The organism is Candidatus Omnitrophota bacterium (genome assembly GCA_003598025.1).
Classification (GTDB): Bacteria; Omnitrophota; Gorgyraeia; order Gygaellales; family Profunditerraquicolaceae; genus Profunditerraquicola.
This window is the reverse complement of record QZKH01000006.1, coordinates 196,229-213,884: the sequence shown is the minus strand read 5'-3', so window position 1 is coordinate 213,884 and position 17,656 is coordinate 196,229. Positions and strand designations below refer to the sequence as shown.

Sequence of the window (17,656 nt, the reverse complement as noted above, 5' to 3'; positions counted from 1 at the left end):
CTAGGCATCTTTTAGCCTGTTGCCATAATATTGGGTTCCGTATTTCTTTTATAATCAAAATGCTTAAATAGAATACTTTCTATTTTTTTCTCAAAATTTTCTGCCAATTCGTACCAGGTAAAACGTTCAATTACCCTTTTCCTGCCATTACTGCCGAGTATGTTTGCCAATTGAGGATTTTCAATGATATCTATAACTGCCCGGCCAAACTCATGCTCGTCTCTATTAGTAAAGATACCGCAACTTTCATCTATTGTTTCTCTTAAACCTGCCTCTTTTACGGCTACAACTGGGGTCTGACAGGCCATAGATTCTATTGCAGCCAGACCGAAAGGTTCCATAATTCCGGCTATCAAAGTAGCTTTTGCCTGGTTATACAAGCTAACCATCCCTTCAGAATCGACTGATAAAATATTAAGTTTGACTCCTGTCCTTTTTGCCATATCTGAAAGCCTTTGCCTCTCCCTGAAAGGGCCGCTTCCGGCGATAGTTAAAGACGGCCTTTTATTTACGGGGATAGTCGATAAGCTGCGTAAAATAAAATCATGCGCCTTTGTCCTTTCTAATGCCCCCACAGAAAGAACCATTGTTTCTTTGTTTATACTGGTAGGCTTAAAATGATTGATATTAACTCCAAGATAACAAGTCTCAGCAAATAACCCATATACCCTGTAAATAAACTCTCTTGTATATTCACTATTTGCTAATATCAAACTACTTGACTTGACACACCATTTATCAATAATCTTCTCTATGAAGATAATAAAAAAATTAATAATTTTACTCAACCCGGAATTATAATTAATGACGTTTGGCTCATAAAACGCCCGGGGAGGCTCGTGGCAGAAATATACGCTGGGTATAGTCAAAGAGGGTAAAATAAGCGGAGTAAAATATGAATGCTGCACTAAAGCAAGATCATAACATCTCTCATGTTTCTTGACAAAATTCCTGTATTTGATAAAGACTACGGGGTTGACACACAACTTAATCAACATATTTAAAAACAACACTTTTAATAATCCGGGTTTAAACCTAAGGTCAAAGACGCTTATCCCTTGGCTCTCCAATTCATCCTTAAAACTTTTAGAAATTGACAGCACTAGAACATCTACTTTATGCCCTTGATTTCTAAGAAAAATAGCTGAATTTATAAAAGTGACCTGCGCGCCCCTTCTCTCTTCCAGAAAATTATAGACGCTTAATATCCGTGATTTTCTTTCATTATTATTTGAGTTCTTCATAGGTTTTCAATACTTGTTTTGCCCTATCCAGATATGAATAACTGCTTTTCAGGCATCTTTTGTACCCTGAAAAGGCAATCTTTTTTCGTAAAAAATCTGCTTTTAAATAATATGCGACCTTGTCTTTCATTTCTTTGGGATCTGAAAAGTATACCGCTTCGCTATCCTCCTTGAATAATTCGCAGATTTCAGGGCTTCTCTCTGAGATTACAAAAGCCTGGCTTGCATGGGCCTCAAATGTACGCATATTATGACTGCCCTTATTTTGCAACCGCAAGATATTCAGCGATACATGCGATGAACCGACGACCTTTGACATATCCTGAGCAAACATTTCTTTTTTCTTCCATCTGCCCCTCAACCATCTATCTGAACATTTAAACAACCAATCCGAATTACCCCATATCCCTAAATTAAAACTACTTAACTCTTTAAGCCATTTTTCCCTCTCCTCATCCCAGCTGCCGACGAAGGTTATTTCACTGAAATATTTATCGGCTTCATGTTTAGATAAAGTCTGCGGATAATGAAAAAATGAATCAAAACCAAAAGGCAGATACCCTACGTTCCTGGCGCCGCCTTTTTGCTTAAGGATATTTAACAGTACTTTTGACCAAGTAAAATAATGATCATAAAAAGGTATGGAATCAAGGATATTGCTGTTGCTGGTGCCCTTGATGGTTATCTCAAAAGGATCATCGCTATTAAAGCAGAATATTCTGGCCCGTGAAATATCCCTGATCTTATCAATTGTCTCCGGCAATACTTCATATCCCTTGATTACAAATATTAAATCAGGATTAAAATTTTTTATTTCCGAAAAAATTATTCGGTTGTCTAATTTTTTTTTGATTATCTTAATAAAAAGGTTCTTGTGTGTGGTATCAAAACATTTTACGGTATGGCCCAGGCGCAGGAAGGCCCTAAGGTAGGAATATTCAATACTGGATGGCATAAAAGTGCCTATTAGAAAAATTTTCATCGCTTTTAATGATTATAAAAAAATTAAGGAATAGAATTGTTTCTTAAAAAACTTATAAATACTTTACCGAAAAAACTTTGTAAAGATGGATTTTTTATTAGTGCAGAAATTACCCTGGAATGGTTCTCGAAATCACCAAATTTCTCCAGGATTTTAACGTTATTTTTAAGTAATTTGAATATTCTCTTCTTATTATCACGGCTTAAGTTTTGATAAAATTTCCTGGCTTTAAGGCCGATCTGTATCTCCCTATCAAATTTGGCTTTCCATCTCTTTTCATACTCATTAATCTTAGAATTTATTATACAATCAGCAAGCACTTCAGCACATCGCATTCCGTAATAAATACCTCCATGTGTTAAAGGCTTTACCTGGCAAGCAGCATCCCCAACCAAAACCAGGCCCTGGTTTTGGGTAAGGCATGAGCCTATCGGTACTAATCCGGCGAATTTTTCAAGTATCGCTCCTTTTATCCCCACCTTTTCAATAAAATCAGTTAAGTCTTTATAAGGATTATCGGACAATATCCCTACCCTTACGATGCCATAATTCTCAGGTATCACCCAAGCAAAAGATTCGTCAGTTAAATAAACCTGCACAAAATTGCTTTCATGCTGGCGGGATTCTATCCTGAACTGCACTCCCCGCAAACATTGTATGCTATTTGAGGGGTTTAATACCTTTCTTACTAAAGAATTAGCACCGTCTGCGCCTATGACTATATCTGCCTCATATTCCCTTTTGTCGGTTTCAACAATGAAAAATTTATGGTTCTTCTCTATGCCGACAAATTTAGTATTAAAATCAATGTTTAAGCCTTCTGCCAGAGAAATATCAAAATCCTTCCGGTTTATTACAAAAGCCGCGTTCTTTCTTCTTATCCTGAAGGATTCATTCTCAAAATGAAAATCCGCCCCATCTATCTTGTTAAGCACGAGATTCTTACTTAAAGACGGCAGGCTTATTTCGCTAAATACTTTAGTGCTTACAAGCCCGGCGCAATGCACCGGCTTGCCGACTTCAGGATGTTCTTCAATGACAGTAATATCCAGGTTTTTGCCCTTCTTTTGCAAAAGCCTGGAAACATAAGACCCTACGGGCCCGGCACCAACGACCAATATCTTCATTCGGTAACAGCCCCCTCCTGCCCAATACCTATTAGGAAATTATTCATCTTCTCAGATACTTTGCCTTTTGATTCAAGCCTGTCTAAGCCCATTGCAACTTTGAGGTATTTCTTAAACTCCTCGCTATCTCCCCTGTCTAAATAAAACTTTGCCAGCGAAAGATTCAAATTTATATTCTGCGGATCAAATAGAATAGACTTCTTCAGCTGTTCTTCGGCCTTAATAGTATCTCCGGATTTAATATACAATTCAGCAAGCTTATAATAATACAGGTAATTGGCAGGATTCCTTAAAATAGCTTCCGCCTGATACCACTCGGCAGCATCCAATATCTTATGAGATTTAAAGTAATCCTTATTATTGATCATAATGAGTTCGGCAAGAGACTGATTATCAACTACCGTATATAATAAACTTGAAAGGAAACTGTAATAATCGGCATTGTATTTGTTATGAGAAATTGCCCGATTTAATAATCTAATAGTTTTTTGATACGCAAACGATTTTTCTAATAAAATATCTTCGCTTATTGCCTGGGCATTATTAAATAGCTCCTCTGCTTTCATAAAACTTTCTGCAGCTATATATCTGGATATACTGAGAGAGCCAAATAACAAAAAAAGCAATACTATCAGGGCAATAATTATATATTTCCGATATTTATCTGCCTTAAACACAAAAATATGTTCGCTATTTGCTGTACTCATTATGAAATTTTGAAATTGTCAGCCGGTATACTAAGCCCAATAAAACGGAAAAAAGTACGGAATTTGCCGGTATATGCAAATTAAAATCTAACAATGAATAAACCAAAACCCCGGCAACAGAAACCATTCCGCCCATCACAATATATATGACAAAAGGGTCCCGCCTGCTCAACCACAGTTTTATTACCGTCAAAAAATACTTTAAGAAAAAAATAATGATTAACGCACAACCGACGATCCCCACTTCCGATAGCAACTGTAGAAAATCATTGTGTGCATAAGTAAATAATTTCTGCGAGAAAGTAGTCTTATACATTGAAGATATGCTGCCAAAAGTACCCAAACCGGTACCGAAAACAGGAAAATCAGCCCAGATCTTTACAATATCTTTCCAAGAATAACCGTGCCCGAAAATAATAAAAGCCTGGTCACTGAATATAGTTGTTATTCTCATAAAAAGAGCCTTATAATCGACAAAAAATAAGAACAATACGGATATTAAGGCTAATAATATGGCACTGACAAGATTAAATATTTTTACATCTGTTTTTATTTTAAACCGTGCTAATGCCAATAAAAGCAAAATACAAATAAGAAATACCGCGATCCCAGCCCTTGAGAAAGTCAAGAATAATGCCAACGCCATTATTCCGATACAAAAGCCATAAATTAGCCTTTTTGATAAAGGCATATCCAGGAAGAAATAACCGATAGCCAAAGGGATTATCATATTAATATAGCCGGCAAAATTATTGCGGTAAACAAACGGCCCAAAAGGGGAAGTGGCAGTTTGCGGGGAATCAAACCAATATACTTTATACGAATAAGAATATTTCTGGATTATCCCAAAGATGCTTATTGCAAGCCCGAAAAATATTATCCCATTGAATAAAAAGTTGAATTCTTTTTTGGTATCCACAATGTTGATAGTCATAAAAAAAAGTACAATGAGGACAACATAATTCAATAATTCTTGGATAGTTGAATCCGGATTAACGCTCAGGGGTAATAATAATCCTTCTCCTGCTTCCGGAAAAGCCATTATATATATTCTGTACATATTATATGAAAAGATTTTTAACACGCCGGCAGGGATAGGCGTCAACTGCAGTAAGATAATCAAACTGAATAAAGAAACAGGAATGGCTAAACCGGTTTTGACAAAATAGGTCTCTTTTTTAGAAATGGCAGTAATCAACCAGCAGCAGCTTAATGATAAGGCCGCCACATTAATTATCATAGAATATAAAGGTGTTACTCCGCCATAGGTAAGACAACTAAAGATGACAAGAAGGAAAAGACAGGCAAGAAAGATACGATTTGGCATTTATTACGATTATTTTTTTGCTTTATCGTCAGCGTAATAATAGTGGTAATAATAGTAAGAGTCTTCGCTCTTTACATTTACATTATTCAGGATAACGCCTATTATACGCGCCTTGGCTTCATACAGCCTCTGCCTTCCTCTCAAAATAAGCTCAATATTCAGGAATCCGGCGCGGATAACATCTATTACTCCATCAACGATATTTGCTAAAATGGCAGTATCGGCAACAGAAATTACCGGAGGAGAATCTATAATAATCCTGTCAAACCGCTCCCTAAGCTCATTTAAAAGGTTGCGCGTTTTAACTGAAGTAAGAAGCTCAGCAGGATTAGGCGGCTTTGGGCCGCTAGAAATAAAATAAAGGTTTGGAACGGATGTTTGATTCACTACATCATCTACGCCTTTATTACCCGTTAAAAGATTGCTTAACCCTGACTGCGCTTTTACTCCCAGACTTTCGGAAATCCTCGGCCTGCGCATGTCTGCTTCGATAAGAAGGACCTTCTCATTAGATTTAGCAAAGACTATAGCCAAATTTATTGCAACTGTAGTTTTACCTTCCTGGGGAGAAGCGCTTGTAATAAGCAAGGTTTTTAGCGGCCTGTCTTCCGGTGTAGAGAATATTATAGAGGTACGGATAGACCTGTATGCCTCGGAGATCCTTGAATGCGGTAATTTGTTTGAAGCAATATCAATATCTTTGCCTAGTTTAATCTCATGCTTGGCTGACGGAATATACCCCAGGAAAGGAAGCCTTACATAAGTTTCTATATCTTCTGCGGTCTTAACTGTAGAATCAAGATATTCAAGAAAGAAGGCTAGGATTATTCCGGCAAAAAAACCCAAAAAGGCGCCTAAGCTTATTTCCCTCTTCCGGTTCGGGCTAAAGGCGTACTTAGGCACATCCGCGGAATCAATAATACTGATATTTGTAGTCTCTAATTGTTTGGTAACCTCTGTCTCCTTTGTCCTTCTTAATAAAGCGTCATATAAGGAGATATTTGTATCTACTTCTCTCTTTAATGAGTTATAAGTAATCATCTTCTGGTTTAAAGCCAATAACTTATTTGTCTCATCCTGGATGCTTTTATCTATCGAATCTAATTTTGTTTTTAGGCTTAGCATTGAGGGATGCTTCGGCCTATACCTTGTTGCTAACGCGGCCATTTCATTCTCAACCCTTAACCTCTCGGATTTAAGCCCATCAAGTATGACTTGGGATTTTCTCTCTATATCAGGCAACGAGATTATCTGATTTTCCTGGATAAAATCGTTAAGTTGTTTCTCTGAAACCTCAAGCTTCTTTTTGATCTCATCCAATTGCTGCGTAAGCCAATCAGAAGCATAGCTGCTGACTTGAGAAGTTTTGCTTAAATCCGCTTTTATATAAGTTGTAGTTAAAGCGTTGGCAAACCTTGCTGCTTTTACCGGGTCGCTGCTTATATAACCTATATTAAGTACCTGTGTACCGGGCACAAAATCAACGCTGACACCTGATAAAAAGGCACTTTCAGGGTCCTGTGCATCCGCAAAAGTCTTATCCCCTATAGACGAAAGATACTCGACTACCTTACTTGCTAAAGTCCGGGAATATAGTATCTTAATCTGGCTGTTTACATATTCCATGTAACCAACCCAGGAACGGTCTAAATTAGTTTCTTTTACTGGCACTATATCAGGACGGGATGTGCCCATCAGGACCTTACAAGAAGTTTTATATAGCGGGGTTTTTTGGAATGTTTTTATAGCTGACCAGGTGGTAGAAATGATAAAACAAGCGAGAATCAACCAAACCCTTCTTTTTAGAACAATAGCATAATCTTTTATGGTTACATCCCTAAACTGTGGGGTGGGTAGCATCGCCTGCCCTTTCTTTTCAATAGAAAATACTATTGATATTTATATAATTTATAACAGAAATAATTAATGAAGTCAATTGTTTTGTATAACTTTTTATCATGAAAAGCTCTTAATAAATAGGTTATTTGCACATTATTAAAAACTCATAACCTTTTTATTATATAAGAGTTATAGTGATACAGGAAGGGTTGCCAGATTAGAAGAAAGACTCCGGGACAACGATTGTGTCTCCGGGTTGCAATATCTGGTCTCTGGAAGTATCTCCGCTTCTGATTATGCTTGCAACAGGGACGCTTATAACCTGCTTCTTGTTGTTCTCTTCTACCCTGATTATCCTTGTGCCATTTTGAGAAGCAGTAGGGGTGAAACCTCCGGCAAGGCCTATGGCTTCGACAACCGTAAGGTCTCTTTTTAACGCGTACATACCCGGCCTGTTAACCTGGCCGATAATAGAGATCCTGCCGTATTCTTCAACCACAATGGTATCGTTGGCGCTGATCTCAATATCAGGGGCTGACTTATCAATAATTTTATTTACATTAATCAATTTGTTATTATTTTCTCCGTCACTCGGCTCACCATGGATTATCTTTACTGCCGAAATATCTGCTTGTTCGGTAAAGCCGCCTGCTAAAGCAATTGCCTGGGTCAGCGTAAGATTCTCTTTTATTTCATATGATCCCGGCAGACGCACCTGGCCCAATACGGAGACCCTCGAATACTGCTTAACAAAAACACTAACCTGAGGCATAACTAAATAATCTTCGCCCAGCCACTCAGTCATGTTCTTAGCTAAATTACGCTCGGTATATCCGGCGACCTTAATAACTCCAAGCAGAGGATAAGAAATCGTGCCGTCTTGAGATACTTTTGCAGTAATCGACAGGTCCTCTTCCCCGAATACAGTTATCTGTATGACATCATTGGGCTGTATTTTATATTCCCTCTCTTGAGCAAGGGAGTTACAGTTAAATATAAAAGACAATGACAAAACGAATAAAGTTATAAAAACATTTTTTATACGCATATATTCATCCTCCTAATAAGAAAAATATTAAAATTTAGCTTGTGTCTTAAATGTAAATGTATTACCGTAGTATTCTTCATTAACATTGGAATTGCGCTCTTTGTAGACATATCCCAGGCTGAAATCAAGCCATCTCTTAAAAGCGTATGCAAGCCCAAAAGAATAAGTATTGACTGTTTCAGTGCCGTCCCTTTTGCCGTAATCAAAGAATTCCTGCTTATACCCAAGGGACGCCTTAAGTCTTGGATTAAAAGCAAAACGGTGGTTACCGCTTATATCCATCGTCACTTTGTTATACCTCTGGCTTGTACTGGCAGTGCTATGCACAAGATAACTGGGAGAAAATGCTAAATCCGCCCTATCCGAAAGACGGTAACCAATATTAACTCCGAACAATAAGTCTGAAGTATCATCCTTTTCTTTAAAATCAGTGTCGGTATAATTTAATTTAGTCAAAAATGTTGTTTTGGGCGACAATACTCCGGAAACGCCAATACCCATAATATTATAAAAGTTATCCTCCGAAGGAGTAAGTTTCGTAGTATAAGTGACATTCCCATATGAATATTCAAATATAAGGCGGGTCTTTGTAGCAAGCCTCAGATATTGATTAAAATTAAAAATCTCTTCAAAATGGCTTGCATTAACGCTGTCCTCATCATCATCGGTAAGCGAATCCGGGTCATAACCTTCATTATACTCAATATCGTTCCTCGTATATCCCAAATCAAATCCGTAACGGTTGAAATTCCCGCTAAAGCTCGTATTGAACTTATTAGACCAATAATAATCAGCCGTATTTAATTTAACCCCTACATCACTGCCACCAATACGGTTATCATTATAATTGTCGTAAACCGAAGCTAAGAATTTACCGAAACTAATGTTTCCTAAAACAGAGGTGCCCGCCTCCCAGATATTCTCCCTGGAACGGTTATTATAATAAAGCGCAGAAAGATAAGTATCTAAATATACGGATTTCTTTCTTCCAATCAGGTTAAGCTTGAATCCGGGAGAAACGGTATTAATGATAGCTGACTTTTTATGCCTGGTGTTATCGATATTATCGTTAAAAGTATTAGTTATATCAACATAAGGATGGCCTTTTATTGAAAATATTTTCTCGCGGAACAACTTTCTATCGCTGATTTTGCCTGCGCTGCTTTTTGTTACGGCGTAATCACTTTCAACCAGCCTTAACTGGGCATCCCTCATTGCATCCCTTATTGCCTCTTCTCTCTGTTGCAGCTGGTTGAGCGTAACAAAAATAGTATTGTCTCTGGGAGTAAGGTTAAATTCCTGCGCCAGCCCTATTCCGGATAAAGCTGGCAAAAAAGTTAATGATATTATAATGGGAATGAATTTACTAGCCATATTTTTGAAACAAAGAAGTAAGCCTCTGGGTTTATAAATGCGCTTACGTAAAGCTATCTTACGTCTTTGTTAAGCAAAGAAACGGCTATAGCGAACAAAAGAAAGGTATCGGCTAATTTAGCCCAGTTTATCGGTAACGGACCAGGCAATAGCTTTCCCATCGTAGTCACCTTTAATGAAAGGGCAACTAGAACGCATATGACTGCCAGGATTATAAGGATCTTAGAAAAGTTTTTCATCGTCCCATCTCCTTTCGTAAATAAAAATCTATACTTTTTAAGTTTTAGTTTGTTATTTACAAGATTGACCTCTTCGCTTATTAAATTACGCATTGCCTGATTGACTTCCAAGAATTGCAAGCCGGCCAAAAATCTATTGCTTTTGCCTCTTTTTCTGATCCATACTACCTTAGCCAAACTGAATATAGGGATACCCCAGGAAGGAAAATTGATTTTTATTTCAATAATGGAAGCCGGAGCTATAGGCTCATCGCAACTTAAACGCACCCCACCGGCACCAATATCGACAATAGCAGCCATAAGCATAGGGGCATCCTTTTGGGCTGCATCTGAAATTACTTTATATTTAACCAAATGATAAGCCCTAAGGCGCAAGTCTCTTCTTTTATCTTGGCTTTGTATCTTATTCATTTCTAATAAGTTAACATGACATTTTTAAAGTGTCAAGGAAAACTTAAAATAGTGCTATCCTGCCTAATCAGGACATATAAAATTGCATTTAAGGCTTTTAATATCCTTGGCCAGCTCATTGCCCGGGTCTATTTCTAGCGCCTTATTAAGAAAGGAATTATATAAATCAACCTTTCTTTTAATTTTATAGACTTGAGCCAGTCTTACATAAGCATCAGCCAGGAAACGATCACGCTCAATAGCCATTTTTAAATACTTTTCTGCTTCATCGATGTCCTTTCCGGCTAAAGCCGGTGCCAAAAGATAATAGCTGCCCAGGCTGAACATCAGCCCTGCGGAATCAGGCTGTAAACTCTGTGCCTTTTTTATGTTGGACATGACTGCAGTCCCGTTTATCGCCTTAGAAATAGGCCCGCCAAAATGAGCGATCATTCCCTTGCCTGCTGCCACCAATAAATATGCTCTTGCATAGCTGCTGACATCTATATCAGCTCTTCCCATTTTAACTACCTTAAATGCAAGTTTTACAGTCTCTTCAAAATTCCTATTTAAGTATTCTACATAAGCTAAGGTTAAATAAGCGGGAGCAAAATCCGGGTTTTCCTTTATTATCTTATACAAAATTATTTTGCTTTTTGCCAAATCATGTCCTCGCCGCAAGACTTCGGCTATACCCCATTCAGATTCAACCGAACCGGGCTTAAGCTCACTTAGCCTGACAAAATTTTTCATAGCTTCTTTATTGCGATGATTAGTAAGATTGCATAATCCCAAGATATATATATTTTCCGCAGAAGGGTCAGATTCATATCTCTTCACTGCTTCTTCCAGAGTAAGGCTGTCTGCCATTTCATGCAGAGACCTCCAATCCATAGGAAAAACCTGCGCATGCGATATAAAGAAAAATATTATAATAAAGATAGCTGCCTTAATTATTACGCTCACCAAAATGCTCCCAAAAACATATTGTTAATGTAACCATGCTAAAACCAAACAAGAAATCTTCAAAAGGTATGCTTATCAGCCGCAAGCCCAAAAAATAATCAGGGTTATAGTTAACTATTTGGCTGGAAGTAAGATACCCATTAACCATAAGTTTAAATAACAGGATTATCAGTAAAAAACGATAAAACAGCCTGTTCTTAAAAATCCCGGTTTTCAACTTATATTCGGTAAAGATAGTAATAACTACCGAAACTAAGGCAATAATCGTGTATTCTTTCAACGGCCCCCCATCTTTGAAATCAATTTTAATGATTCCCACGTAAAAATACAACAAAATGGGATAACTACAAAAAATAAGACTTCTTCCAGCGGAAGGTTAATAATCCTGGCCCCAAGAACACCGTCAGGATCAAAACTCCAGTGCCCTCTCCAGGTAGCAAATATATCCCAGCCGCCAAATATTATGACTATGAATAGGATAGACAAAAATAAACGCCTGAGGTTTCCTTTCTTATAGAATCTCAATTCTGGCCAGAAACTGAATAAAAAAGGAACGGCTAAAGACAGGATTAATAAAATCAGATATTTTGACATGGCTATCAATTATTTTAACTTCATAGAGAAAGTTAATCAATATAAATTAGTTCATGGTTCATAGAGCACGGTTCACAGATAATGCCATTTCCATGAACAATGAACTATCAACTATGAACTAATGTAATTTTTATCTTTAATTTAACTTATTATATTGTAAAATACAACTATGAAAAAGCAGGGATACAAATGCGCTAAACAATTGACAAAGAAATTTGCCAGGACCTTTTACTTTGCCTCTCTCTTCCTTCCGGGGAGAATGCGCTACGCCTGTTACGCAGTTTATGCTATATGCCGTCTAAGCGATGAATCAGTCGATTCTAATTATGGTGAAACTGCAGCCAAAGAATTAAAATTAATATCTGATAAAATTAACCTTGCCTATGGGGATGGCTTGATTAACGACCCACTGATATATGTATTCAGGGAAACGATCCGGAGGTATGATATACCAAGAAGTTATTTTGACTTACTTTTGGAGGGCATGTCTATTGACATAGGTAAAAACAGGTATGAGAATTTTGAAGAGCTATATGGTTATTGCTACAAAGCTGCCGGGGTAATCGGATTGATCATGCTCAGGATTTTTGGCGATGATAATGGTAGTGCCAGGATACACGCCGTAAAACTCGGCATAGCAATGCAGCTTACTAACATAGTAAGAGATATAAAAGAGGATTTTAACAATTCAAGAATCTACATTCCTCAAGATGAGATGCAGCGTTTTTCTGTCAGTGAATCGCATATCCGTAATGGAATTGTAGACAACGCCTTTATTGAATTGATTAAATTCCAGGTAAGCCGCGCCCGGCAGTATTACTCAGAAAGCTCCAGCGGCATAAAAATCATCCGCCTTAAACGGCTGCGCCTGGTTGTCGCAATAATGAAAAATCTATACAGTTCAATACTCGAAAAAATTGAAAATAACGATTATGATGTTCTTAATAAAAGAATTGAAGTTAATAATTTCAAAAAAATCAAAATAATAGTGTGTACAATCTTAAAAGGCGGTTATTAATGAGAATTAATATTGCTAAATCAGCCGGTTTCTGTTCAGGAGTAAAAAGAGCGATTAGCATTGCTTTTGAAACAGCCAGAAATAAAAAATCGGTGTGTATGCTAGGTGATATCGTACATAACGAAGATGTCACCCGCAATATCCAGAGAATTGGAGTACAAAAAATCAGCAAGCTGGGAAAAGGCAGAGATAAAATATTATTGATCCGTGCACATGGCGCGCCGCAAAAAATCATTTTTGAAGCAATTAAATCCGGATATGAAATCGCCGATGCTACTTGCCCGATGGTTAAAGAAATCCATAAGATAGCGAAAGAAAAGGAAAAAGAGGGTTGTGATATTATTGTGATAGGAGATAAAAACCACGAAGAAGTCGTCGGGATCATCGGCCAGTTAAAAAGGAAAGCTCTGGTAATCCAAAACATAAACAATACCAGGGCTGACAGGCTTAAGAATAAAAAACTATGCGTGCTTGTGCAATCCACGCAAAATTCAGAGAAAGTCTTATCCTTGGTAGATCATTTAAGAAAAATTAATCCTGCTCTAGAATTTTTTAATACAATATGCCGCCCCACCAGGATAAAACAGGCTGAGATCAAAGAAATGCCTGCTCAAAATGATGTTATGATAATAATCGGTTCCCGGCGCAGCGCAAATACAAGAAGGCTATACGAAATCTCTAGATCCATCAATAAGAACACATACTGGGTACAATCCGGAAAAGATGTCAAGAAAAGCTGGTTTGAAAATAAGAAGAGTGTAGGGATTACCGCAGGGGCATCCACCCCTGATTATACTACCAAGAGTGTCGTTTCGTGTATAACTAAACTGGTCACAAAAAAGAAATCGGGTTAACCGCGTAACTTAATAAGGTCAGAAACTATCTTTGAGCTGGCAATTACAACAGGCAGCCCTCCCCCCGGCTGTGTACTGGCTCCGACATAATAAAGGTTTTTAATTCTTGTATCATGATTATTGGGCCTGAAAAATGCGCTCTGCATGAAGTTATGGGCGAGACCAAAAGTTGCGCCATATTTTATATTATACCTGCCGATAAAATCTTCGGGATAAAATTTAAGCTCAACTTCAATATAATCTTCAATTTTTTCCCGGCATACTTCGTTTATCTTCTGGAATACAAACTCTTTTATCCTCTGCTCCTGGCTCTGGTCAATCCTGCCTTCTTTACCGCTAAGATTAGAAACGGGCACTAAGACATATAGTATATCGCTACCCTTTGGAGCTAAGCTATGATCAGTTACCGTGGGGACATGAACATAAAATGACGGCTCGTCCGGCACAGATTTATCTTTAAATATCTGCGTCAGATTTTTTCTCAAATCTCCGCTAAGAAACAGGTTATGGTGGGTTAAATTGCTGAGTTTTTTTCTTACTCCGATGTAGAAAAGCAATACTGAACAAGAATATTTATAACCCGGCAGGCGCCTATTCAAAAGGCTTTCTTGAGCATAAGAGTAATCTGCATTGATAACGCCTATATCCGAATTAATGCGTTCCTCCCCGATCTTTAGCTCGACCGAACCATTTGAAGATTTACTAATACTGCTGACCTCTGAATTATAATTAAAATTTGCACCGAATTTTGTTGCCATCTCTTCTAATGCGAGGGGAATCTTATACATGCCTCCCATAGGGTGAAAAATCTTTTGCCTATGATCAGTATAGCTTATTATGCTGTAAAAAGCCGGAGCATCAAAAGGAGAAACCCCCATAAACATAGCCTCAAAAGTAAAAGCATAGCAGAGTTTCTCGCTTTTAAAGAATTTCTTGGCAAGGCTCCAGTATGTATCAAATGCCTTTATTTTCGCTATAAGTTTTATATTAGCTAAATTCAAAATGTCCTGCGGCCTGAAGCTTTTGTATAAAAGCGGCCTTACGCTCTTATATATTTTTTCTGTCTGAAAGATAAAATCATCAAATGCCTTCGAAGCCCCTCGCTCAATCTTCTCTATGCTCTCTTTTGTTTTTTCCGAATCCCTATAAACTGTCACTGCCTGGCCGTCGGCATAGAATATTTTATAGCTGATATCTAAAGCTTTCAGCTCCAGATAATCTTTTATATCCTGGCCGCAATAAGAAAAAAGTTCGTCGAAGAAATCAGGCATCAAAACAAAAGAAGGCCCGGTATCAAATTTATATCCGCTATCTTCAATTATATTGTTTCTCCCCCCGCACCTAGATAGCTTCTCGTAAACTTCCACATTATATCCATCCTTTGCCAGCCTCGCAGCTAAAGCAAGCCCACCTATGCCAGCTCCGACTATCGATATTTTTTTGCCCATAAGATATACTTAGATTATAAATTGTTTACTGCTAATTTTCCCGGCCCCTGGATGATTATTGCAAGGCAGCAGGCAAGAATCAGCAAAGGGTATTCATAACCTGAAGTTAAATGCACTTTTAATATGGCAACAGCCATTATCACCGCAAGTATAACTGAAGAGAGCCTGCTTAAAAAACCAACAAGGATAAAAAGAGCGCACACAATTTCGGAATATGCAACTAAATTTGCCCAAAATAATCCTGGTTTAAAACCTATGCCGCCGATAAATTCAGAAAAAGCAGTAATTCCATTCCCCCCAAACCAGCCAAACGCTTTCCCAAGCCCTGCCTTCAAAAATATAACCGCCATAACCAGCCGGATAGGTACTAATACATATGCCCCCATTTTATTCCTCCTTGCCGTATATTAGGTTTTTAATCAACTTGATCCTTCTTGCCGCTTTTGGCGTCCGGTATATACACATAATCCAATGCATAAACCAGGCTATGCGGCCTTTCACTCTTATATTAAGAACCTGGCCACAGCCAATACCATTGGACAACGGGACTATATATCCCAAATCTATAGGATGGTAAAATCTTCTTTCCCTGCCCCGTATTTCATTTAGGATGTTATTGGCTGCCGTCCTGGCTTCAAAAATAGAAAATTGCACTGCCATGCGCAACACCTTGCCGCGATAATTAAAAGCTGCGCAATCTCCGGCAGCATACGCGCCTTCAGCAAAACAAAGATATCCATCTACTATAACTCTTGACTGCCTATCGCGATTTATCCCTGCCTTGCTGATAAAATCAGGTGCCCTGACTCCGGCCACCCAAACCACTAAAGCATTCTCAATAATTGTACCGTCTGAAAGCAGCGCTTTTGAATTTTCGAAATTTTCAAGAGAAACCCCTGTCAATATCCTGGCGTTCTGCTTACGCATCATATCTTCAATGTAATTTTTCATCCATTCAGGCAAAACAGACAGAATATTACTGGATATCTCTATTAAATAAACCCTGCTCTTTGCATTCAGCTTATTTAATAATTGAAGCACGCTGCTTGCGGCTTCTACTCCGGTATATCCTGCTCCGACTATCAAAATATTCCTGCCGGGCTCTTTCATTATTTCAAGATGAAGCTTTAAAGCATCAGAAGCGGAATCCAGCCTGAAAAACCTTTCTTTGATATCCGCTTTATTGTAGAAATTTGTTTCGGAACCGCTAGCTAGCAATATAAATGTGAATTCAATTATCCGGCCTGAAGCTAATACAACATACTTTTCTTTCAAATGTAATGCCACAACCTCGTCATGTATGTAATCAACACCTAAAGAGGAGAAATATTCCTTCAAGTCCAACCTGGCATTGCCTGGCCATACTCTGCCGGAGATTATATCAGGTAACATGGGGAGAAAATCAAAAGTCTCTTTTTTATCAACAACCGCCAGCTCAAAATCAACTATCCTTTTTAAGCCTGAACGGATAATATTAACAGCCTGTAATCCGGCAAAACCTGCTCCGATTATTAGTATTTTTTTCTTCATCGTAAAACTGTTGCTAATATTAATCCGATGCCGCTAAGATTGTGTGTAATTATGGCTAACCTTGAAGCTGCTAACAATTTTTCCTTAGAATTATAACTTTTTCGCAGAATAAAAGTTGCCTTTAGGGGGAGAATAAAAATAAAAATAATAAGGAGCGCGTGTTTAGGCATAAAACCAAAATAAACATTTATAAATATTGCCGCAGCTGAACAGATATTAATAAGAATATATACAAAGTAGGCATATTTCGGCCCTGCCCTTACTACCCATGTCCTCTTATTACTAAGCCTGTCTGTATCAAAATCGGGTATCTCATTGCAGAATAAAATAGCGGTAATTAAAAAGGCTAACGGCAGCGAAAGCATAAAAGACCTGAAATCAGGGAATATCCCGGACTGTAAATAATATCCGCCCATAACCAATGCCTGCCCGAATAAAATGAATACAGCTATCTCTCCCCATCCCCGGTAAGATAATTTTAAAGGCGGCAGCGAATAACCGACCGATAATAAAACAATTAAAATCCCGAAATATATTATTTTATAATCTCTTAGTTTGATAAAAAGACAGGCCATGCAGACTAACGCAAGGAACATAAAAACCAATCCGGAAAACAAATAATACCGTTCGCTGAGCTTTCCCTGCTGGATAAGTTTTGAGCCCCCAAAGAATCCGTAAGAATTAAGGTCCTTCCAATCACAACCTGACCTGCTGTCACAATAATCATTGAAGACATTAGCGCCAAGATGCGCAAACAGGACAGCAAATATGCCGAAAATAAAATTAAACCATTTAAAATCTTGCCGGAAAATGATCGAACCGAAAATAAAAGGAATCAAGCTTGAACTTACAAAAGGAAGGCGCAGGCTTGAAATGAATTGGCGCAGCGTTAGTCCCATATGTTTATTATACTATAACAAAGAGGCCAATATTCAACAATTTATTGTAATAAAATTTGCTTTATGCTAA

18 protein-coding genes are annotated in these 17,656 nt (G+C 37.9%); 2 read left to right on the top strand and 16 right to left on the bottom strand.

Annotation, left to right across the window (positions count from 1 at the left end; genetic code table 11):
* Window positions 1-11 precede the first annotated feature (11 nt).
* The 12 genes from C4533_06380 to C4533_06325 form a co-directional block, all read right to left on the bottom strand.
* A complete protein-coding gene (locus tag C4533_06380; GenBank protein RJP28094.1) occupies window positions 12-1,244 on the bottom strand; it encodes a glycosyltransferase in 1,233 nt (410 codons plus the stop codon).
* The gene (locus C4533_06375; GenBank protein ID RJP28093.1) at window positions 1,228-2,226 is read right to left on the bottom strand and encodes a hypothetical protein; all 999 of its coding nucleotides are present in this window, start codon (window positions 2,224-2,226) and stop codon (window positions 1,228-1,230) included. Before C4533_06375 ends, C4533_06380 begins: the two co-directional genes overlap by 17 nt.
* A gap of 23 nt (window positions 2,227-2,249) precedes the next feature.
* On the bottom strand, window positions 2,250-3,353 hold the full coding sequence (locus tag C4533_06370) for an NAD(P)/FAD-dependent oxidoreductase (protein ID RJP28092.1): 1,104 nt from the start codon (window positions 3,351-3,353) through the stop codon (window positions 2,250-2,252).
* Window positions 3,350-4,060, bottom strand: a complete 711-nt coding sequence (locus tag C4533_06365; protein ID RJP28091.1) for a hypothetical protein — start codon at window positions 4,058-4,060, stop codon at window positions 3,350-3,352. Before C4533_06365 ends, C4533_06370 begins: the two co-directional genes overlap by 4 nt.
* Window positions 4,044-5,387, bottom strand: coding sequence for an O-antigen ligase family protein (locus tag C4533_06360; protein RJP28090.1), 1,344 nt, complete (start codon window positions 5,385-5,387; stop codon window positions 4,044-4,046). The genes C4533_06365 and C4533_06360 overlap by 17 nt, the downstream gene beginning before the upstream one ends.
* A 9-nt stretch (window positions 5,388-5,396) precedes the next feature.
* The gene (locus tag C4533_06355) at window positions 5,397-7,247 is read right to left on the bottom strand and encodes a polysaccharide biosynthesis tyrosine autokinase (GenBank protein ID RJP28089.1); all 1,851 of its coding nucleotides are present in this window, start codon (window positions 7,245-7,247) and stop codon (window positions 5,397-5,399) included.
* Between the two features lie 196 nt (window positions 7,248-7,443).
* Window positions 7,444-8,274, bottom strand: a complete 831-nt coding sequence (locus C4533_06350; GenBank protein RJP28088.1) for a hypothetical protein — start codon at window positions 8,272-8,274, stop codon at window positions 7,444-7,446.
* 27 nt (window positions 8,275-8,301) lie between these two features.
* Window positions 8,302-9,648, bottom strand: a complete 1,347-nt coding sequence (locus C4533_06345) for a hypothetical protein (GenBank protein ID RJP28087.1) — start codon at window positions 9,646-9,648, stop codon at window positions 8,302-8,304.
* Between the two features lie 53 nt (window positions 9,649-9,701).
* A complete protein-coding gene (locus tag C4533_06340; GenBank protein ID RJP28086.1) occupies window positions 9,702-10,298 on the bottom strand; it encodes a PilZ domain-containing protein in 597 nt (198 codons plus the stop codon).
* Between the two features lie 63 nt (window positions 10,299-10,361).
* Window positions 10,362-11,243: a hypothetical protein gene (locus tag C4533_06335; GenBank protein ID RJP28085.1), complete on the bottom strand. Its 882-nt coding sequence runs from the start codon at window positions 11,241-11,243 to the stop codon at window positions 10,362-10,364.
* Window positions 11,227-11,598 carry a lycopene cyclase domain-containing protein gene (locus C4533_06330; GenBank protein RJP28084.1) on the bottom strand — a complete coding sequence of 124 codons (372 nt, stop codon included), beginning with the start codon at window positions 11,596-11,598 and terminating at the stop codon, window positions 11,227-11,229. The genes C4533_06335 and C4533_06330 overlap by 17 nt, the downstream gene beginning before the upstream one ends.
* Window positions 11,520-11,837, bottom strand: coding sequence for a lycopene cyclase domain-containing protein (locus C4533_06325; protein RJP28083.1), 318 nt, complete (start codon window positions 11,835-11,837; stop codon window positions 11,520-11,522). The genes C4533_06330 and C4533_06325 overlap by 79 nt, the downstream gene beginning before the upstream one ends.
* Before the next feature lie 169 nt (window positions 11,838-12,006).
* On the opposite strand from C4533_06325, the gene C4533_06320 reads away from it, so the two are divergent.
* Together C4533_06320 and ispH are read left to right on the top strand one after the other, a co-directional pair.
* On the top strand, window positions 12,007-12,855 hold the full coding sequence (locus C4533_06320; protein RJP28082.1) for a phytoene/squalene synthase family protein: 849 nt from the start codon (window positions 12,007-12,009) through the stop codon (window positions 12,853-12,855).
* The gene (ispH, locus tag C4533_06315; protein ID RJP28081.1) at window positions 12,855-13,709 is read left to right on the top strand and encodes a 4-hydroxy-3-methylbut-2-enyl diphosphate reductase; all 855 of its coding nucleotides are present in this window, start codon (window positions 12,855-12,857) and stop codon (window positions 13,707-13,709) included. Before C4533_06320 ends, ispH begins: the two co-directional genes overlap by 1 nt.
* Here ispH and crtI read toward each other — a convergent pair.
* Genes crtI through C4533_06295 form a run of 4 tightly spaced genes read right to left on the bottom strand, consistent with a single transcriptional unit; the run spans window position 13,706 to window position 17,586 of the window.
* Window positions 13,706-15,157 carry a phytoene desaturase gene (gene crtI / locus C4533_06310; protein ID RJP28080.1) on the bottom strand — a complete coding sequence of 484 codons (1,452 nt, stop codon included), beginning with the start codon at window positions 15,155-15,157 and terminating at the stop codon, window positions 13,706-13,708. The genes ispH and crtI overlap by 4 nt on opposite strands.
* A 14-nt stretch (window positions 15,158-15,171) precedes the next feature.
* The gene (locus C4533_06305) at window positions 15,172-15,543 is read right to left on the bottom strand and encodes a DoxX family protein (protein ID RJP28079.1); all 372 of its coding nucleotides are present in this window, start codon (window positions 15,541-15,543) and stop codon (window positions 15,172-15,174) included.
* Between the two features lies 1 nt (window position 15,544).
* On the bottom strand, window positions 15,545-16,687 hold the full coding sequence (locus tag C4533_06300; GenBank protein RJP28078.1) for a hypothetical protein: 1,143 nt from the start codon (window positions 16,685-16,687) through the stop codon (window positions 15,545-15,547).
* Window positions 16,684-17,586: a prenyltransferase gene (locus tag C4533_06295; protein ID RJP28077.1), complete on the bottom strand. Its 903-nt coding sequence runs from the start codon at window positions 17,584-17,586 to the stop codon at window positions 16,684-16,686. Before C4533_06295 ends, C4533_06300 begins: the two co-directional genes overlap by 4 nt.
* Between the last annotated feature and the right edge of the window lie 70 nt (window positions 17,587-17,656).